Raw genomic sequence first — 20,108 nt, forward strand, 5'->3', positions numbered from 1 at the left:
ATTGTAACGGGTTGATTTAGACAATGTGAATTTTTACATTTACAGAAAATGAAGTAACATGAAACACATAACCCTACTCGTGCCCGATGGCGAAAATAACCTGAGCAGTATTATAGGCTCTTATAAAATACTGGTGCGCGCCAACGAATACTTTACACAAAACGGAGGCAAGGGCTATAATATCCAGCTTGCGGGGACGTCTGCTGAGGTTGGGTTTTATGACGGGCTTTTTACCGTAAAGCCCCATATTAATATTAGCGCGGTTGCTGAAACCGATTTAATAATCATTCCCTCGCTTAACCATAATTACGACCGGTCGGTTAAAGATAATACCGGGCTTATCAACTGGCTTTCGGTACAATATAAAAAGGGCGCCGAGATAGCCAGCATCTGCACGGGTGCCTACCTGCTTGCGGCGGCGGGTGTACTCGACGGTAAAAGCTGCTCTACACACTGGGCCGCCGCCAATAACTTCAGGATGCGGTTCCCAAAAGTGAATTTACGGGAAGATAAATTGATAACCGATGAGAATGGGATTTATACAAACGGCGGCGCGTTTTCATTCCTTAATCTCATTATATACTTGGTGGAGAAAAAGTTTGACCGGGAGACCGCCATTTATTGCAGTAAGGTGTTCCAGATAGAAATGGGCCGCAACAGCCAGAGCGAATTTATAATATTTAAAGGGCAAAAGCAGCACAGCGATGGGGTAGTGGCCGATGCCCAGGAGTATATTGAGGATAATTTTCAGGAAAAGATTTCGATAGAGGCATTGTCGGCAAAGTTTGCGGTGGGCAGGCGTAATTTTGACCGCAGGTTTATAAAGGCCACAGGCAATACCCCGCTGGAATATGCCCAGCGCGTAAAAATAGAGTCGGCCAAGCGGGCGTTTGAAACCGGCCGCAAAACGGTTAACGAGGTGATGTATGATGTGGGCTATGCCGATATGAAAGCCTTTCGGGAGGTGTTCAGGAAAATTACAGGGATGTCGCCTTTGGAGTACAGGAATAAGTATAACAGGGAGCGTGTGGCAGATTTTAGTTAAACGATTGCCGGAACTCCAGTGGCGAGGTGTTTGTTTTCTTTTTAAACAGCTTATTGAACGACTGCGGATATTCGAAGCCCAGCTGGTAAGCGATTTGCGCGACAGACAGGTTAGTTACAGACAGGTACTCTTTAGCCTTTTCAATAAGCCTATCCTGTATGTGCTGCTGCGCGCCGCGGCCTGTAAGCTGGCGCAGCATATCGCTTAGGTAATGTGGCGAAAGGTGCAGGCGTTCGGCTATTGCCTCAACCGTAGGGACTCCGTTTTTTAGGGTTTCCTCATTATCAAAACATTCATTAAGCAGTTGTTCCATCCGCGACAGCAGGTTGCTGTTAGCGGCCTTGCGGGTTATAAACTGCCGTTCATAAAAACGGTTGCTATAGTTAAGCAGCAGCTCTATCTGCGAAAGTATAATTTCCTGGGTATGCCGGTCGATGTGCTGGTACTCATCATCAATTTTTTTAAAAAGTTCGGCAATGTCGCGTTCCTCTTTTTCCGAAAGGTGCAGTGCCTCATTAACGGCATACGAAAAGAACCCGTAATTTTTAATTGCCACGGCAAGCGGATGGCCAAGCAAAAAATCGGGGTGTATAAGCAGTGCTAATCCCGTACCCGATGTTTGCTGCAGTATATCGGTATGCGGCACATCAAGCTGCTGTACCTGCTTAGGGGCGGTAAATGTCATCAACCCTTTATCAAAATCATAGTATTGCTGGCCGTATTTTACCTTGCCTGCCACATCCCTTTTTAAGGAGATGCAATAAAAATTAAGGGCAAAACGCTCCCACACAGCAGCATTGGTAAATCGCATATCCGCAACCCTTACAACGCTTACCAGGGGGTGCATTGGTTCCGGCAATGAAACCAGCCTGTGGAATTCGGGTATAGAGTTAATAATATTCATAGTCAGTATAAATATACAACAGGCAGCGGGAATTTTATGCAGTTGCCTGTTGTTTTTTATGATAGGGTTACCCCAAAATCATTTTACGTATTTCTTTTCTTGATTCCTCGCTGCCTATTTCCAGGCGCCTTGCATACATTGCCTTAGCACCTTCGCCGGCCACATAGCGTACCTGGTCCTTACCATCGGTAGCGGCCTCGTAAACCACTTCCGCAATTTGCGCTGCGGTACTGGCATTTTCCATCATATCATCCATAATGTTGTATAATTTGGTTTCCAGTTCCTGGTAATCGGGGTTAAGGGTCCGGTCCAGCGAACGGCCTAAAAACTCGGTTACTATGCCACCCGGCGCCACGGTTTTAATTTGTATGTTATGCAGGCCAAGCTCAAACGACATGCTTTCAGACCAGCCTTCAATACCAAACTTTGTGGCGTGGTACAGCGAATGCATAGGGAAGGCCAGCAACCCGCCCATAGATGTGGTGCTTATAAACGTACCGCTTTTCTTCTCCCTGAAGTGCGGGATAAACGCCTGTGTAACGCGTATTACTCCTAATAGATTAGTATTTACCTGCCTTAGTATCTGCTCGTCGGTAAGGGTTTCAAGCGCACCCATGAGCCCGTAGCCTGCATTGTTAAACACCAAATCAACGGGTTGCGTGGCTATAGCCGCGGCGACTGTAGTTTTTATTTGCCCGGTGTTGGTAACATCAAGTGGCAACAGGGTTACGTTTTCTAATTGGTTTAGTTCGGTTTCTTTTTCGGGGTTGCGCATGGTGGCGATTACGTTCCAACCTTTTTGCTGAAACAGTATGGCAGTAGCTTTACCCAGCCCTGCCGAAGCACCGGTAATAAAAATTGTTTTTTGCATTTTTTTATTTTTTACATTTATAATGCAAAGTTGGGCCAATTAAAAAACGCAGGTGTTTCCAGATTGGGGTTCGTTGTTTCCAGATTGGTGGATTAAAACAAAGCCCGGGTTATTACCAGGGCTTTGTTTTAATTTACGCTTGAAGTTGTTGGCCCTCCAAACCCAAAGTTTAGTGACAATAGTGATATTAAGGTGCCTACATCAGGGGTGAAAATCGGCTTGAATGAATTACCAAACTGGTACGAAAAGGCAATTTGGTCGGTAAGGCGGTAGCTTAGTGTTGCTATGTATTGAAAATCTGAATTGCTATTCTTTTTATAAAGCGTTTCTCCATTTGCATCTGTGCCGACCTCTTCTAATGATGAGCTGCTGCGGCCTGTACCTTCAAGCTGCAGCGAAAATTTATTATAGTCCATAGATATGGCTGCACCGTAGTCAAAATTGTTTTTATACACTTCGGTCGTGGGGAAATACTTTGTGTAATAACTTTTATTATACCATTCATACCGCAATACACCTGTACCTTTAAAAGCAGTAGTATTGTTTTTACTGTTAAAGGTATAAGAAGGCGCAAGCCATGCAGACTGGCGTGGCACTATAGAAAATTCAAAGTCATTACTTGGGAAATTCAGTAACATGGCGTAAGCGATGTCTACGCCAAAGCCTTCTTTTTTAAGCATTTTTTTCTTTAGGTCTTCAAACTTCGTTGTGAAATATCCCTCATTAGTAAGTTTTTCGTTAATGACTTCGTTAACTCCGTCAAAAAAATCAGCAGGTTTTGCAGGGTTTATAGGAATAGTAACTGCCTTGGCATATATTTCAGAAAATAAGATATCATATTCATTTTGGCTTAGTACGATAGCTGTGTTCGTATCTAGAAAAGTTTTTAAATCAGGCTTAAGGGCTGTAAGGTATTTGTGTTGTGTATCTATATTAGGAATGTTTGCATAATACCCCATTAAATTCCCCTTAACACCCGAAGTTATATTTGATATTTCCATAACTTTATCTAAATCCTGTAGAACCGCAGCATTATAATTTTTAGTGTTAAAAAAAACAGATGTCCTGTATCCCCAGCCTACACTCTTAGTAGCTGTTCCATCTTCGAGCATGAAATTTTGAGTTGATGCCAATGAAAATGCAGAGTTACGGAAAATTTGGTCTTTAAATTTAGGTTCAAGATATTCAGTAATAGTCATGCCATGGTCTTTAAACCAATAGGGCATGAATTCTAACCCAAAATCATTAGGTATGGTAAGTCCATCTTCTTCATTACTAAAATTAGAATATACCGCGGCCTCGAGCGCTTTAAACGATTTTGGCGTTAACGTGGCACTGGGCTGTACTCCCAATACCGATGCGGCCGGAGATGTGGGTAATGCAATATCCGTTATTTTTTTTTGGGCAAATGTAAATGAAGTCATCAAAAATATTGCTATAATTAATTTTAGTTTCATGATACAACATAGGTTATGATTATATAGATAGTCACATCATCGGCTTCAGATTTCAAGTTCTGATGGATTACAGTTTCGTCATTAATGCTGTATTTTATTTTGATTGTATCTTCCTCGTCTGCAGGATTCAGGAAATTACTTGAAATAACAGTGCGTTCCACCGCAAGATCTTCAATCTTGCCTAAATTGTATTGCCCTTCATTTTTGATGAGTTTGTCTTTTAAACTGCCCGGCAAGTTTACAAATGTTGATCCGAAATTGCCATCAGAAATAAATGCGATATCAAAGATTACATATGTACCAGCAGGTGCAATGTAAGTTACTTCATAAGGAGGATACGTTTTCTTCATAATTAGATGTGATTAAATTGTTTATAATTAAGTGCTTATGAGTGGATCAAATATGTTAAAAAAATTAACATCAACATATACCCATTAATGGTGATTTTTTTGTCAATATATCAAAAATCTCATTTAGGCTACGTTACTCCCCGTTTAGGCTACGTGCAACACGCGCTTCCTGCCGACATTTGTACTATAAATTTTAAACAATTAAAAATTATGTCAGATCAAAAAACAACAGGAAGTAAAGTTTGGTTTATAACAGGCGCTTCACGCGGATTTGGCCGCGTATGGGCCGAAGCAGCGCTTAAACGTGGTGATAAGGTAGCCGCCACGGCACGTAAGGTAGAAAGCATAGCGGTGCTAAACGAGCAGTATGGCGACAACGTACTTACATTAGAGCTTGACGTTACTAACAGCGCCCAGGCTAAAGAAGCAGTAGAAAAAGCGTATGCGCACTTTGGTAAACTGGACATTGTGCTTAACAACGCCGGCTACTCGCTTGTGGCTACCATAGAAGAAGCCAGCGCCGATGAGGTAAAGGCGATGTATGATACCAATATATTTGGCACCGTTGCCGTTATCCAGGCGGCACTGCCTTTGCTGCGGGAGCAGGGCTACGGCCACATACTGGGCACAAGCAGCAACCTGGGGCACGTAACGCTGCCGGTCATTGGGTACTATGCTTCATCTAAGTGGGCGTTTGAAGCCATACACGAGAGCCTTGCGCTGGAGGTGAAAGACTTTAATATTAAGGTTACTATTATAGAGCCGGGCGCTTATGCCACGGAGTTTGGCAGCCAGGAGTCGCTTAAGTTTTCGGCGGGAATGGATATTTATACTGACTTTAAAAACAACTTCTTCCAGCAACTTCAGACCCTGGAGCGTGGTAACCCCGATGCCACACCAAATGGACTGTTTGCAGCCGTAGATGCGGAAAACCCGCCGTTGCGCCTTTCGCTTGGCAGCCACAACCTTGCCTGGGTGCGCGGTGAATATGCAAAACGCATGGCAGAGTGGGAAGACTGGGAAGATGTGGCCATAGCCGCCCAGGGTTAATCATATAATCAAATTAAATTAAGGTAACCGGTAATTTATGCATTATCGGTTATCTTTATATAAATTTTCAGCTTATGAAAAAAGATGTTACCATGCCCCACAGCTTTACCTCGCTTACCGAGGCCGCACGCACCTTTGGCCTGCCGGAGCCTAACCACCCGCTTATAACCATACTGGGTGCAGAAAGTAATAATATTATAGAACTGGGCGTGCCGCAAACACACGTGCTCAACTTTTATAAAATATCTTATAAGCCCCGCCTTAGCGGCCGCATAAAATATGGGCAGGACTATTATGATTTTGATGAGGGCGGCCTCCTGTTTGCCGCTCCCGGCCAGATAATAGGCGCCGATGAACAACACGGTGGTGTATGTTCGCAGTATACGCTGCTCATCCACCCTGATTTTTTATTGTCGTACCCGCTTGCCAAAAAGATAAAGCAGTATGGCTTTTTCTCCTATTCGGCTAACGAGGCGCTGCACCTGTCGGATAAAGAAAAAGGTGTTATCATATCTATTTTTGAAATTATTGAAGAGGAACTAAACAGCCGCCTCGATGATTTTAGCCAGGATGTAATTATCTCGCAAATAGAATTGCTGCTTAATTATGCCAACCGTTTTTACAAGCGACAGTTCATCACCCGTAAAGCCGTGAGTAACGGCCTGCTGCAAAGCCTTGAGGAAGTACTGGACGAATATTTTAATAACGAAAAACCGATGGGGCAGGGTATACCCACCGTGCAATACCTGGCCGACCGGCTGCACCTATCGCCCAGTTACTTGAGCGACATGCTGCGTTCGCTCACCGGGCAAAATACCCAGCAGCACATACACAACAAGCTCATAGAAAAGGCTAAGGAAAAACTATCAACCACCGAGTTATCCGTTAGCGAAATTGCCTATGGCCTGGGCTTTGAGCACCCGCAGTCGTTTAGCAAACTGTTTAAAACAAAGACCAGTGTATCTCCGGTGGAGTTCAGGAGGAGTTTTAATTAAGATACTTTAGGAAGGTTATTTCAAAATAGCAGGCAACAAATAATCATGCACTATTTTATCGGCCTGCGGATGCCCGTAAGGTTTGCCGTAGGCCTTAGAGGTGATGATTATTACCAGTGGCAAATCTTTAAAAATTATAAACTCATTGCCGCCGTTGCCCGCGCAATACCAGGTTTCATAGAAGTTGCCCTTGTAGCTAACGGTTTTATTCCAGAATAAATAACCGTAAAACTGGTTGTCCCTCCCGGGAATTTGTATTTGTTTACTCAGCGTTTGCTGTACCCATTGCACGGGGAGCAGCTGCGTGCCGTTCCATACCCCGTTGTTTTTATACAGCTGGGCATACCGGGCATAATCCAGCGATGCCATTTGCAGGCTGCCCGCGGTATTTGCTACTTTTTGGGGCGTATACTGCCATTGGTAGTGTATAATGCCCAAGGGCTTAAAAAGCCTATCGTCGGCATATTTCTCCAGTCCGCTGGGAACATTTTTATCTAAGATGTCGCCCAGCAGCACTACGCCGGCCGTAAAATAATCCCATTTGCCCCCATTTGTCTTGGTGGTATCCATCTTTAAATCTAATGTGAATTTTACCCAGTTATCCGTAGGGTACATGTTCTCCTCATTGCCGGGCGAGTCGCTGTGCGCGTCAGACCCCTCAAATGCCGAGCTCATGGTAAGCAGGTCTTTAATTTTTATGCTGTCTTTTTTAACGTTGTAGTTATCATAGCCCTTCAGGTTATAAAAAGTACCCAGTGCTTCATTTTCGCTTTTTATATAGCCGTTGTTTATAGCCAGCCCCATAAGGGTAGAGGTAAATGATTTTCCGGCCGACCGCGTGTCGTGCAGCATAGCCCTGTTTGCGCCGTTAAAGTACTCTTCCAGCAAAAGTTTGCTCTCATAAACCGCCACTACGCTTGTTATATCTTTAAGGTTTCGGGATGCAATAGCTTTATTAAGCTGTTCAATTTTAGTACGGTCATACGGTAGGGGAGAAATACCCCAACCACTTCCCTGCGCTATAGGCTGTACTTTAATCTGCTTCGCAGTTATTTTAGGTGTTTTAATTATGAGTTTAAGCTGGCCCTGTGCTACTACAGCGCCTGTTTTAATGGTAGTTTCATCAATGGCAATATAGGGACGTATTTCGATTTTAAGGGTGTGGTTGCCATCGGTAAGGGCTTTTTCGCCGCCGTTAAGCATAAACCTGTCCCACATGTGCAGGCCCCACAGGTCTTCGCCGTCAGGGCTGGTAAGGGGTATGCGCAGTACGGTTGCTGTATTTTTACTGCCGCTGCCCTGCCCAAAGTTACAGCCGTAATGAATATTCTCGGTATATACAGCGGCGCCGTCAACATAAAAGGCGCATTGCAGGTTGCCCATTTTTAAAAGCCTGTCGGCCGACACCTCCGGAGCCAAGCGATGTAGATAATTTATAATGGAATTATCCAGGAACATCCTGACGTTGAGGTTTGACTGATGGGTGAGTTTAAACTTCTTCAGGAAATCAGCTGCTGTGTAGTTTTCTATCGGGATATTCCCATCCATAAAGGTAACCTTGCCAATGTTTTGCCGGTGTAGCTCTGTAGTGATGCCGTCTGTTTGGTACAGGTTGGCGGTTTGGGCATAAATGGTACAGGTGTAAAAGGCAAGTATACATAATAGCAATATCCGCATTGGTAATTTTTTTTATGATTGAAATGCAAAGCTATTGATTTGGCACTGCCGAAAATTGTACAGGATTAACATCCGGATTATTTTAAGGAAAGTAATTTTAAATGGGCGGATGGGTTGAGGCCGTTTACTTCTTTAAAGCAGCGTGTAAAATGGCTTTGGTCTGAAAAACCGCATTCATAAGCAATTTCGGTGAGCGACTGTGTTTTTAAGGCAATGAGCGACAGCGCCTTTTCTACTTTTAGCTTTCGGGTATATTCGCTTAGCGTGCAATGAAAGTATTTAGAAAAATCGCGTGAAAGGTGCACCGGGTGTATTCCGGCAGTTTCCGCTAAATACTGTAAAGTAAGAGAATCTGCTACGCGGTCGTGAAGGATTTCGTTTACTACCTGTACCCACTTTGGGTTTTTACCGGATGTTTTATCATCCAGGTACAGGTTGCACAGCAGCTCTATCAGCAGGGTTTCTGTTGCCAAACCACTGCCGTTGCCATCTAGCTTATTTGCCCTGAAAATTTTATACATCAGGAGCTTACTGTCCGGGTTAGAAATGGTAAGGCTGCCCTGCAAGTCACTACTGCTTATGCCTAAACTGTCAAACCAGTGCTTTTCTATCTCAACATGAAAACCCCTGGTAAAGCCATCGGGCTTAATGTTGTAATGCGGTTCCTGCCAGTTGTGGAACAGCAACGTGCCCGGTGTGCAATTATAGACCTCTTTTTTATTGCCTTCTATAACATTGCCCTCTAAAATAAATGTGAAATAGGCATGCTCATGGTAGTGCCAGTCTACCTTACGGTGGGTATAAACGGTATCTGTAAGCGTTATCCCATCAAGGGAAACGGTCTCATTGGTTTGTCCGTAAAATATTCCTTTTTGTAAGTGGTGCATTGGATAGTAGCCGGGTTATTTTTTTACGATAATGCGTAGTCAATTTACGGATAAACGGTTAGATTACGTGGATAATTATATCTAAATATTGAACATCCGCTGCCCCCCTTACTTATACTTAAATGCCGCAGGATATTCTGTAGGCTATAATAAACAGCTATTGGGTAGGTTTACCGGCCAAAGCTATTTTGCAAGGTTTTTTGTCAGCAGGCGAGGCAAGCCGGCAATAAGTAAGGCAGCCAAACGACTGCCTTACTGAGATTTTATCTAAAAGTATTTATTTACTCTTTTACAAACTTCGCACTCCCTCCGCCAATTTTCACCATATAGATACCCGATGGTAGTGCGCTTACATTTAGGGTATTGCCGCTTAGTTTTTCATAAAATATGCGCCTGCCGGCCAGGTCATAAATCTCGGTACCAGTGTTGGCGGCCATACCGTTGCCGGTAATAGTTAAAACATCTTTTACCGGGTTAGGATACACGGTAACCGTATTTGTGGTATACGATGGGCTGCTTAGCGTAGGGAATTGAAACCATGTACTCACCGGTATATGGTCGGTAGTGGTGTTATAATAATCGTCAATGTTTTGCGGAAGGCTTAGTTCGCGCACGGCACTATTAGCTACATAATTCCCGGTGAGTTCGTTAGAAATTATAACATGCTCAATTATGGGGTGCGGCTCCCAGCCGGTGCTTGTAAGGTTTTGGGTAAGTGGGGTGTAGCGGTTTGCATCATCCATAAAATTTTTATAGGGTGAATCGGTACAATTGCAGGCATCGCTTGACGTGCCGTTAAGATAATCGTTATAATCACCTATCAGGATAAATTTCTTTGTGTTATAGGCTGCTCCGTCGAGTATTGTTTTTAATGCCTGCGAACCACCCAGCCTGCGTGTATAGCTATCGGCATCATCATCTCCCGATTTAGAATGGATATTTATCAGCGACACGGGTATAACATTATTGCCCGCAAGCAGGTTAACATTATAAACGGACGGATAGCGCCCGTTAGACCAGTTGTAATGGTAGGAGCCTCCCTGGGCATCATTACCCTCATTCAGCTGTTGTGAGCTTACAAACTGCACAGTAGATTTTTTGTAGATAAGCCCCTGCCTCTGGTTACAATTGCCCGTGCTTGAAGGCACAATGGTACCGCCCCATTCGTTGCTGCCTAAAAGGGATACCAATGTTGCTATTGACGGGTAAGAAGTGGTGTTAGACACTTCCTGTATACAGTATACATCTGAATTCATTAACAGCATTGCCGCCGCCACATTCTCAATTTGCTGTTGCTCGTCGGCGGGGCCAAATTCGGTACAGCCCAGCCACTCGGTGTTCCAGTTGGTAATTTTAAAAACCATGTTAGATGGGTTACCCTGCGGCTCTCCGGTAACTTTTACATTTTTTATTTCCCAGGTAGCGCTCTGCGAGTCACTGCTCTTATAGCGGAATGCGATACGCGTGTTTGCCGACTGTACCCCCTCGGGTATAGCAAGGCTGCCGGAGCTAATATATTGCCAGGGAGTTGTAATATCTTGGTTTAGCCCTGTAAGTTCTGTCCATTGTGTGGTGGCGGGGTTGCCGGTATAGTTTGCCGTGGCCAGTGCGGTATACCACCCCTGGCTTACGCCGGCATTCATTAAACTCTGTGGCCCCCGTGTATGGCTAAAAGTAAGTTGCACATTATCCATTTCAGACAAATCCATGGCCGGGCTTATAAAAAAGTCGTCGTTTTCATAACTTTGCCCACTGCTGTATCCGCTGCATACGGCACCGTAAGTAGTGTTGTGGTTCCAGGTTTGTATGCCTGTTACGCTAACCGGCGTAAAGGTGTTAAAGCTTTGTTCAGTAAGCAAAGTCTGGTCAAGAATTGTGGTTTGCGCCACGCTTATGTAAAAGCACATAAGGGCCAGTATAGTAACACGTTTGTTAAATTGCTGCATCTGCATATAATTGCCGTTAAAAATTGGTTCTGTTATTAATAGGCAAAAATAGTTGTTTCGTGTTAACAAACGTGAATGCAATGTATGTTGCGGTTAAATTTATTTATTTGGTAATATAGAAGGGTGTTTATTAAGTGGTTGGGTATGGGCTGCTTTTAGTGAAAAAAATCCGCTTTAAATAAATGATTTAAAGCGGATTTTGTGACCACGATGGGATTCGAACCCATACGCCTTGCGGCACCACCCCCTCAAGATGGCAAGTCTACCAGTTTCTCCACGTGGCCTTAAAAGTATGCAAAAAAAAAGTTAAGCATTACGGCTTAACTTTGTGAACCCTTTAGTACAAAACCCGAACTCCTTATTACAGGATTTGAGATGTCTTGTGGCTCTATTTTCTAAAGATTAATCGCAATTTAAGCGGCTATTAATCCTTTGTTAGTCCTTGAACTTTCGGATGCAAATATAGTACAAGTTTACCCTTAAAAGCTAATTTTTTAGATGTTTTTTTAATGTAATTGCAGGCTGTTAAGAATCAGATTTGTAAACCTGGTTTTTAAATAAGTCCTACATTTAAAAATGGAATTCAAACAGATGTTGTGGTATCATCATCGGATTAAACTTTGCTCGGCTGAAACTACTTTTGTAAAACAAATGTTTTTACAATCTTTAATATGCCATACTGCCGGCCTGCCATAAAAACCAGCGATCTTACGTTTTACCACAGTATCGTAAATTTTGGGCAACCTGTTTGTCGGCGGTTTCTGACCATGGAAAACATTATAGTATTACCGGGTTATTAGCATAAGTTAAATACCAAGCCCCATTCAGCAGGAACGAATGGGGCTGGTATTTTTAAAATTTTAGGATTTACTAGTAAACAATTCGCTTGTTCACCGTTCCTTTTTCGGTGGTTATTTGTACTATAAGCACTTGCTGCTGTGCATTCAGGCCGCTTATAACTGTTTCAGCAGCCATAATATTACCGCGGCTGTACAATTGCCTTCCGCGTATATCAAATACCTTAATACGGCTCATAAGGGTATTTCCTGTGTTAATGCTTATTGTGTTACCTTGCTTAAATACAATTACTGTATTTGCATCGATAACAGGATTATCTGTGCCCAGCGCCACATTTTGATAGTGTATTTCAAAACGGCCTTCAAATGTACCCGCTTCTGTAGTAAATGTATAATCATTTTGGCTCAGGTTACGTATAAGGCCTTCCTGAAGGTCTTTCAGGTAAATATTCTGGCCTTGGCTAAACAAACCGTCCGTATGGTCAATCTGTATGGTATACTGGCCGGCTTCCGGTACTGTAAAGCCCATAGGTACCATATCATTTACTTCAAATTCCGGCCTTGCCTGTATTGCAAGCTTGCTGTCCTGCACTATAGAATATAAGGAAATGGTGGTGCTTTCAGCAAGTTTTTTACTGTCGTAACCATAATCGATATCCAGGGTGGCCTCTTCGGTGTAGCCTACCAGCACCTGGCTGGCACTGCCATTCTGCGCGGTAATATTAAGCCAGTAACGTGATGCGGTATCTGCTGCCGACCTGAAAAATGCCTGTGCACCCGGTGAGCTACGGCGCATGCTGTTAGTAAAACTTATTGCAGGGTCTGCAAGGCTTGGTTTTGCCTGTACAAAAAAGCCCTGGCCCGGTGCTATAAGCCATGTGCTGCTGTTGCCCTGGTAAAAACTGCCCAAACCACTATTGTTTGTAGTACTGTCGCTGGGGTTTGCAGTATAACCAAACAGATTAAGTGTAGCATACGACTCTACATTCTGGTTGTTACGTTTCCTCCATAACCATATTCCGGTATCGGTAACCAGTTTTGTACTATTAGCCGATAAGAAGTCGGCTACGCTTATAGGCGACGGATAAGGATTGCCCACTGCGGTAAAGCAGTTGCCCTGTTGGCTGAGGGCCGTGGTATAGCTGCCGTTATTTGGAGCACCTGTAAACGTACCATCAAAAATATAATTACCTGTACCTTCAACATACTGCCCAGGTGTTGTAAGACCTGCACCTGTAGTACCGGTTACGTTTGCAGCGATTACGTTAGGCATACGTATAAGATATGCCTTAGCAACATCAAAATAGGTAGTGAGCGGGTCTACAGGCCAGTAGCCCTCAACGTAGGTAATGCCATTATCAGGGGTGTCATATTTATAGATATAAAAACGGTTGTTAGAGGTACCCATAGAGAAGGTGCGAAGCCTTTGCCCGGTTACAGGTGCAGACCATAATGTATAGTCAAGCCTGTACAGCGGGTTGCTGTTTTTATGGAATATAATGTTGCCTGTATTTACGGCATTTGTAAGCTGTACGAGCGCAGCATTATTATTAAATGTAAAGCTGCCACCCTCATTAACGGTTACCGAGCCATTTACCGTTGCGGTAAAGTTAGAAGGGATAAGTACATCTGCGCCACTGTTAACCACTATGGTACAGGCAGAAAAGCTTGCGCCTGCTGTATAGTCGCCATTAAATATAACAGCATCTGTGGCGGTAGGCACGCCGTTATCCCAGGCAGTACCGTTCCAGGTGGTAGTGTTTATTTTTACCTCAATATAATTTGAAGGTACAACATCACACGATCCGTTTTGTACAATAGCCCTAAGATAGCGTGTAGAAGTTAGTGCGGTACCTATTTCGGCACCGGTTAAAGTTGCATTGGTGCTGGCTATAAAGGCCGGGTTTGCAAATGCGGTAGAGGTAGAGCGCTCCCACCGTACAATGCTACCCACATAGCCTGTAAGTGTTATAGCAGCCGGTGTGGTATTAGCACATATTTGCTGGTTTCCTGTAAGTGTGCCACCATTAGGAGCGGCAGTTACGGTTACCACGGCGGTAGCTGTGCCCACTATGCCGTTTGCATCCCTTACTGTAAGGGTGTAGGTTACGCTACCTACAGTATTTGTAGGCGGCACCGCAGTTGTGCCAGAGCCTAATCCGTTAGACCAGTTGTAGGTGTAGTTACCCACGCCGCCAGCTACTGCTGAGCTAAGTTGTACTGTAGTATTTTGACAAAAAGTACCTCCACCATCTACAGTAACGCTAACGGGCGATGAAGTAATACCTGAAAAGTAAGAGGTTTGGCCAGATGTTAATGTCGCATTTGGAGCACTGAAAGTAGTGTTGCCCAATGTACCAAATTTAACCCACGGGTTTGTTATCGCGTTAAAAGTACCGTTTAGCTGCGCAGCACTAAGTACGCTTTCGCCGCCTACAGCATCGCCTAAGGTATAGTTGCCGGTTACCGTGGCCACCGCGCCGGTTATGCCGGTTTCGGTTACACTCCAGTAGCGTGTAAAATAGCTGCTGGTGCCATAGTTGTTAGGGTGAGTGGCGTCGGTAAGGTTTACCGCTATTGTAGCATTATTAAATGTACCTGCCGTAACGTTTATAGTAAGCGGCGAATAGCTGGTGTTACTTGTAGTTTCGCCTATAGGGAAGGTGTAGGAACCTACACCTGTGTATGGGCGTATAACATGCCCCGTGCCGTCGGCATCAATCATACTGGTAGTAGAAAATGTACCTGCCACGGCATTAGCGCCCAATGTAAGGTTATGGCTTGCAATATCAAGAAGCCCGGAGTTTAACGTAAGCGTACCTGTTACCGCGATATTGTTTTGCAGTATAAGTGTGCCCGAACCCGAAGGCTTGTTTATAGTAAGGTTGTTAAAAGACGGGCTTACCGTACCGCCTATGTGCTGGCCGGCTGCCTCAGTACCTATTATATTTACGGTAGTGCCTGCAAAGTTTACAGCCTGGTTTGTAATTAAGTTACCGGCAATATTTATAGACGCGGGAATAATAGCTCCGGTTCCATTTATGGTTAAATTGTCATAAGCCCCCAGTGCACCATTTGGTATAACTACCGTTTGGTTAGTACCACTGTATACAACAGTGTTTGTAACAGAACCTGCATACAGGTTACCATCTTTTGTAAATGTACCGCTTATATCAAGTACGTTATCTGTTACCGGCCTTAGGTTGGTACCCGCAGGTACTGTAAGGTTGTAAAATGTGGTACTGCCTGCTATAGTAGCATCTCCACTGGCCAGCGGCACAGTAAAAGCAACCGTTCCGTTTGATGGGTTATAGGTTCCCTGGTTTATCCAGGCGCCACTCGCTTTGGTAATATTTAGTTGCCCGCCGGTAGGGGTATTTAATATACCGCCGGTTTGTATGTTTAGCGTTCCAATAGTTACGCTGCTATTTAGTATAGGATCGTTTGGCGTGGTAGCTGCGTCCGGTATTATTACATTGGTAGCGTCAGACGGTGTTGCATTTGGCGTCCAGTTTGCCGCTGTTGTCCATGAGGTACTTACCGATCCGTTCCAGGTTACAGTAGCTACCTGTGAATTGGCCAGTGTAAGTAGTTTAGAATCAAATGTTGACGAAAAGAATGCCACATTTACGTTACTTAGCTCTACAAAATTATCTGTAGTGCCATAGTTAGTGCGCCCCTGCTCCACAAGCGTACTTGGCACTACTACCACCCAGTCTACCAGTTTGTTCTCTGTATTGTTGTTTAGCTCGCCGTCAAGATAGTGCGCAGAAATGGTAGCTTTTGTTCCTATACCACCCGTTTGTATAAAATCGTAGGTACGCAGTATTGCATCGGTTTTACCGGCCGGCGCAGATCCTAATACAATTTTAATACTCATAGATGTAGGCAATGTACCTGTTGTAGGGTAAAAAATTGTGGTTCGTGAGTGGCCAAAGGTATAAGCCACATTAGTAGTAATACCGCTATTACGTGTTATAACTCCGCTTACATCGCCTAAGCCGGTATTGAATGAGTTAGGCCCCATGGTAATACTATACGCAGCGGTATCAAAAGCACCTTTAGTAGCGCTTACGTTTGCATTTGGCAAATCGAGGTTGCCTGTAAGAGTGATATTGCCTGTGGCGTTACCACCTCCTGTGGTATTTATTGTAACTTTATTATAGGTACCGGCAGGCAGGTATTGTGCCGCTGTGGCAGCATTAAAAGCTATCAGGCCCGTACCACCCCATGTTTTGCCCGAGGCAAATGGAGTAGTGGTGGTATTAGTGGTAGTTACCGTACCATTATTAGTAATAGTAGATAATGTACCTGTTAGTGTGTTAGTACCCAGGGCAAAGGTTTGGCCTTCATCTACGGTAAGTGTGCCGTTAACAACAACATTGTTGCCCAGCGTTACCGTATTATTGCCGGATGGGCTTACAGTAAGGTTGTTCAGCAGGTTTGTAGTGCCCAGTGTTGTCTGGTCAAAGCTAAGGGTAGCACTTGCCGCTCCTGAAACAATCAGGTTTGATGATGCGCTTCCGCTTAATCCTGCAGTAGTGGTGTTTGTTACCGTGCCATTAAGGGTAAGTGTGTTTGCCCCTAAATATTGTTTACCTCCGTTAAAGGTAATATCGCCGTTAACAGTTGTAGCGCCACTCAGGTTAGAGTTACCTGCTAAAACCGCTGTTTGTACCGTACCTGCAAGAGGTGCATAATTGCTGGTAGGGTTTGCCACTATTGTAATATCGTCAAGCGCTATTTCATCATAGGCAGTGCCTGAAGCAACATCGCCGCTCCAGCGGATATAATAATAGCTGTTTGCCGAAATATTAAGGCCGGTAAGGGTTACTACCTTATAATACATTTTCCATCCGGGCAGTGCATCGGCAGCGGCGGTAGTAGTATGGTTAAGTACTGTGGCCGCCAGGTAGTTTACGTTGTTAGCGTTAGTAGGCGAATAAAAGAAATTATAAGTGTTGGCGCCTGCCTCATCGTTACGTACATAAATTTTATAACCAATGTTTACAGATGTTATAGCTGTACCGGTCTGGTTTTGGAAACGCAACGTTGTACTGCCCGACGGATAGGTTGCATCTGGTTGTATGCCCAGTGCATAATTGCCTGTGCCTACATGGAATGCATAAAAACCTCCGTCTGTTACGCCTCCGTCTGAAAGGCCATTACCATAGGCCGGGTCATCGTCTAATATATCACCGCCAAAGGTTACGCCTGTTGTAGTGGTTGGCGAGAATACAAACGAGTTAGTATTAAGCTCTCCCACATCCGGAAAATCGGCAAGGCCTGCGCCTTCGTAAGTACCGTTATTTACACCTTCTACGGTAGTATCAAAGTCAATTGTATACACGGTATTTACCGTTTTAACCTGTAGGCCAAGTGGCGCGTTAAGTGTAGTTGTGCTGCCCGATATACCGGTAGTACGGTAATTCTCAGTACCGCCAGAGCCATTATATTCATATACTGTTGCATAGTATGTAGTAGCAGGGTTAAGCCCAATAACAGTTACCGAGTTTGCGCCGCCTGCATATACAACATAGCTTGTAGTGCCTACATCGGCTCCTGAGCCAAATGTTGTTGATGCAAAGTAGGTAGCGCCATCAGTAAGCGTAGCGGCTACAGCCGATGCCTGGCGTACCACAACGAGGTGGTTAGCGCCGTTACCGCCAGACCAGTTTATGGTAGTTTGTATAGAGTTTGTATTTGTAAATGTTAGCGATGTGGCCGTGGTGGTGGGCTCAGTACTTAATACTGTAGCCGTAAGCGTTATCTGGCGTGTTGTGGCACCCGATGCCGCCAGCAATACCACGTTAGAGTACAGTCCTGAGGGGGCGCTGGCTTTTACCCTTACATACGTAGTGGTGGTAGCTGCCGAAACCGGTATGCTGGCTGAATATGGGCCGGCCGCTGCCGAAGAAACCTCAAAATTTGCAGGCGCTGTAATGGTAATGTTATTGCCGGCCCCCAGCGATGTGCCGGTTGAAGTAAAGCTTTGCGGTGCTGACGGCGTACCGCTAATGGTAACGAAATTAGATAACGCGCTTGTAGAGGTAGATATAGACGGGGTATTTACCGCATCTATATAAAACGTTTGCGAGCCGCTTACCGCTACACCCGTGGCTACGTTTATAGCAGCCGTACCTGCTGTGGCTACATTAGCAGCAGGTACACTTGCCGTAAGCTGTGTGGGCGAAACATAAGTGGTAGTAAGGGCAACGCCATTCCATTGTATTACAGAGGTGCTGGTAAAGTTAGAACCTGTTACACTAAGGGTAAAGGCGGCAGAACCCGCCACTTTAGATGTAGGCGATATAGAAGCAAGTACCGGTGTAGCAACCGATATAGAGTAATTGTCAAAAAAAGCGGTTTGTTTCGATTTGGTACCCGCGTTCCAGAATGCCCCTAAAAGAGGCAATGCTGTAGCCGTAGAGGCGTTGTTAGTTGTAGTTCCCTGGCTTGCATAATACCCGGTAGCGGGGTTAGCAAATGATGAACTGCTGTCTTTCCTTACAAACAATTCCCAGGTATTATTAGCTGGCGAATAGGTTACTTTTACACTGGCGTAGTGGCGGCCAAAGTCGTTTACACCGCTGGTGTTAGATGATATCATATCGGTAGATGTACGCAAGCCTGCACTATAGCGCACTAAACGTATGGGGTCGGTATTACCGCTGTTGCCCAGTACTACTGCATAGCCGCTACCGGTAGTTGCAGTAGTGTTTGAGGTACCCGCAAGCACCACGGCGTTACCATAGTTATTATTTGCCACACCACTGGGGTTAGTGCGGTACTGGCGCATATTAAACGTCCAGGTTACAGTGCCCGGATTAGCACTTAAGGTAGCGTTATAAGGTGCGGTCGTGGCCGAAAGCCTGTAGGCTAAAATCCATCCTGCACTGTTTGCCGCACCTGTAGCATCATTAGTTAAATCCAGGTAGCCGGAGTTTATGCGGGCACCCATATCGGTACCGCTGCGTACTAATGACCAAGTGCTGCTGTTGCCTATTGCACCATTTACGGTACTATAGGAGGTACCTGCCGATGTGGTAAAATCCTGTGTAAAGACGGTAGTCTGCTGGGCACCCGCCGCGAGTGACAGTAAGCCGGCCAATACCAGGAATAACCTGCTGTTTTTAAGTAATTTTAGTTGCATGTGAGAGTAATTAATTGTCGATTTTATATATTTTATAGTGAAATTGTACTACCTTATACCCTCAAAGGTACAGAGGAAATTAAGCAAGCCATCCATTAATAGCCAGATGCACGGTTATGTATAGTTGAAATGTAGTATAGCCCTGTTAAGCTGTAATACGGTGCTAACTTTCTTAATTTGATTTAGGGATAGATATTTAAATAGTAGATATGGGGTATGCTCAAAAAGAGTGAAACGTCTTATTAATGCCGATAGGTTTTAGTACTGGCTAAGTTGATATCAATATTTTTCTGTAATGTATAGCCAGGTGTTGGCCTGGCCTGGTTAACTGTAAAAAATATGTGGTAGGTATCGCTTAAAAATTGCTGTGCCGCCAGCGACAAAAAAGGGATTCCGCACACACACAGGCTACCCATTACAAAAAATAGTAATTTTGTTTGCATAACAATCATTTTTAAGTGAAACACATTAAGCGAACACTATTTTATTGAACTTAACTTGTAGCAATCAGCCTGTAAGGTGTGTGTGCTGTTGCAAATTTTATATCCTTTAAGAGATATAAATTATTTCGTTACAAATATATAAGCGTGGAATTTTTTTAATGTTAAAGTACTAAACAATCGGTTTAAATACATTTTTCATCGTTAGATGTACTTTTTTGTATAGTGATGGTTGTCTTTGTAACTTAAAAAATTCATTAGTAAATGAATTGAATTGGGTGAAGTAGGACAGAGGGTTTTAAGTATGGAGATATGGATGAGTCTTAGCTAAAAATATCCTGCTGAATGGAAAATCTATAAAATACAAATGTTTACAATGAACTAACAATTGTTTAAGTCACGTAGAAACGGGTTTGATGTGTTTGTATGAGTTTTCGTTAATTGCCGATTTACACCAAGAACTTGCAATTATACTCCATTTCTGCCGGGCAGGAAACTGGATGTGCATCTTATTTGTATTGTGGTTTTCGGCTTCT

At 44.1% G+C, this 20,108-nt stretch carries 12 protein-coding genes and 1 tRNA gene; 3 read left to right on the forward strand and 10 right to left on the reverse strand.

The window, feature by feature from the left end:
- Positions 1-58: 58 nt before the first annotated feature.
- Positions 59-1,045 carry a GlxA family transcriptional regulator gene (locus tag ACLI09_RS03375; protein WP_411418179.1) on the forward strand — a complete coding sequence of 329 codons (987 nt, stop codon included), beginning with the start codon at positions 59-61 and terminating at the stop codon, positions 1,043-1,045.
- On the opposite strand, the gene ACLI09_RS03380 is transcribed toward ACLI09_RS03375, so the two are convergent.
- From ACLI09_RS03380 to ACLI09_RS03395, 4 genes are all read right to left on the reverse strand, one after another.
- Positions 1,038-1,949 (reverse strand): helix-turn-helix domain-containing protein, encoded by a 912-nt coding sequence (locus ACLI09_RS03380; RefSeq protein WP_411418180.1) that lies wholly within the window; start codon positions 1,947-1,949, stop codon positions 1,038-1,040. The two genes, ACLI09_RS03375 and ACLI09_RS03380, sit on opposite strands and share 8 nt — an antisense overlap.
- 67 nt (positions 1,950-2,016) lie before the next feature.
- The gene (locus ACLI09_RS03385) at positions 2,017-2,820 is read right to left on the reverse strand and encodes an SDR family oxidoreductase (RefSeq protein WP_411418181.1); all 804 of its coding nucleotides are present in this window, start codon (positions 2,818-2,820) and stop codon (positions 2,017-2,019) included.
- A 128-nt stretch (positions 2,821-2,948) separates the two neighbouring features.
- Positions 2,949-4,277, reverse strand: a complete 1,329-nt coding sequence (locus tag ACLI09_RS03390; protein WP_411418182.1) for a hypothetical protein — start codon at positions 4,275-4,277, stop codon at positions 2,949-2,951.
- Positions 4,274-4,627 carry a hypothetical protein gene (locus ACLI09_RS03395; RefSeq protein WP_411418183.1) on the reverse strand — a complete coding sequence of 118 codons (354 nt, stop codon included), beginning with the start codon at positions 4,625-4,627 and terminating at the stop codon, positions 4,274-4,276. Before ACLI09_RS03395 ends, ACLI09_RS03390 begins: the two co-directional genes overlap by 4 nt.
- 210 nt (positions 4,628-4,837) lie before the next feature.
- On the opposite strand from ACLI09_RS03395, the gene ACLI09_RS03400 reads away from it, so the two are divergent.
- Both ACLI09_RS03400 and ACLI09_RS03405 read left to right on the forward strand, forming a co-directional pair.
- Positions 4,838-5,677 (forward strand): SDR family NAD(P)-dependent oxidoreductase, encoded by an 840-nt coding sequence (locus ACLI09_RS03400; RefSeq protein ID WP_411418184.1) that lies wholly within the window; start codon positions 4,838-4,840, stop codon positions 5,675-5,677.
- Between the two features lie 74 nt (positions 5,678-5,751).
- Positions 5,752-6,672, forward strand: a complete 921-nt coding sequence (locus ACLI09_RS03405) for a helix-turn-helix domain-containing protein (protein WP_411418185.1) — start codon at positions 5,752-5,754, stop codon at positions 6,670-6,672.
- A 15-nt stretch (positions 6,673-6,687) separates the two neighbouring features.
- Here the strand turns inward: ACLI09_RS03405 and ACLI09_RS03410 are convergent, their stop codons facing one another.
- The 6 genes from ACLI09_RS03410 to ACLI09_RS03435 form a co-directional block, all read right to left on the reverse strand.
- Positions 6,688-8,349 (reverse strand): serine hydrolase domain-containing protein, encoded by a 1,662-nt coding sequence (locus ACLI09_RS03410; RefSeq protein WP_411418186.1) that lies wholly within the window; start codon positions 8,347-8,349, stop codon positions 6,688-6,690.
- A gap of 77 nt (positions 8,350-8,426) precedes the next feature.
- Entirely contained in the window at positions 8,427-9,236 is an 810-nt protein-coding gene (locus ACLI09_RS03415; protein WP_411418187.1) for an AraC family transcriptional regulator, read from the reverse strand.
- 281 nt (positions 9,237-9,517) lie between these two features.
- Positions 9,518-11,188 (reverse strand): T9SS type A sorting domain-containing protein, encoded by a 1,671-nt coding sequence (locus ACLI09_RS03420; RefSeq protein WP_411418188.1) that lies wholly within the window; start codon positions 11,186-11,188, stop codon positions 9,518-9,520.
- Between the two features lie 196 nt (positions 11,189-11,384).
- Positions 11,385-11,466, reverse strand: a tRNA-Leu gene (locus tag ACLI09_RS03425).
- 586 nt (positions 11,467-12,052) lie between these two features.
- Complete coding sequence (locus tag ACLI09_RS03430) at positions 12,053-19,132, reverse strand: T9SS sorting signal type C domain-containing protein (RefSeq protein ID WP_411418189.1); 7,080 nt, start codon at positions 19,130-19,132, stop codon at positions 12,053-12,055.
- Positions 19,133-19,374: 242 nt separating this feature from the next.
- Complete coding sequence (locus ACLI09_RS03435; protein ID WP_411418190.1) at positions 19,375-19,575, reverse strand: hypothetical protein; 201 nt, start codon at positions 19,573-19,575, stop codon at positions 19,375-19,377.
- Positions 19,576-20,108: the final 533 nt, after the last annotated feature.

The sequence above is a fragment of the Flavobacterium sp. RHBU_24 genome, assembly GCF_046613695.1.
GTDB lineage: Bacteria > Bacteroidota > Bacteroidia > Flavobacteriales > Flavobacteriaceae > Flavobacterium.

Bases quoted from the DNA above. Each gene is read 5' to 3' on its own strand.
- ACLI09_RS03380 (WP_411418180.1), bottom strand. From the start codon at position 1,949: ATGAATATTATTAACTCTATACCCGAATTCCACAGGCTGGTTTCATTG.
- ACLI09_RS03375 (WP_411418179.1), top strand. From the start codon at position 59: ATGAAACACATAACCCTACTCGTGCCCGATGGCGAAAATAACCTGAGC.
- ACLI09_RS03410 (WP_411418186.1), bottom strand. From the start codon at position 8,349: ATGCGGATATTGCTATTATGTATACTTGCCTTTTACACCTGTACCATT.
- ACLI09_RS03415 (WP_411418187.1), bottom strand. From the start codon at position 9,236: ATGCACCACTTACAAAAAGGAATATTTTACGGACAAACCAATGAGACC.
- ACLI09_RS03435 (WP_411418190.1), bottom strand. From the start codon at position 19,575: ATGCAAACAAAATTACTATTTTTTGTAATGGGTAGCCTGTGTGTGTGC.
- ACLI09_RS03430 (WP_411418189.1), bottom strand. From the start codon at position 19,132: ATGCAACTAAAATTACTTAAAAACAGCAGGTTATTCCTGGTATTGGCC.
- ACLI09_RS03405 (WP_411418185.1), top strand. From the start codon at position 5,752: ATGAAAAAAGATGTTACCATGCCCCACAGCTTTACCTCGCTTACCGAG.
- ACLI09_RS03420 (WP_411418188.1), bottom strand. From the start codon at position 11,188: ATGCAGATGCAGCAATTTAACAAACGTGTTACTATACTGGCCCTTATG.
- ACLI09_RS03400 (WP_411418184.1), top strand. From the start codon at position 4,838: ATGTCAGATCAAAAAACAACAGGAAGTAAAGTTTGGTTTATAACAGGC.
- ACLI09_RS03385 (WP_411418181.1), bottom strand. From the start codon at position 2,820: ATGCAAAAAACAATTTTTATTACCGGTGCTTCGGCAGGGCTGGGTAAA.
- ACLI09_RS03390 (WP_411418182.1), bottom strand. From the start codon at position 4,277: ATGAAACTAAAATTAATTATAGCAATATTTTTGATGACTTCATTTACA.
- ACLI09_RS03395 (WP_411418183.1), bottom strand. From the start codon at position 4,627: ATGAAGAAAACGTATCCTCCTTATGAAGTAACTTACATTGCACCTGCT.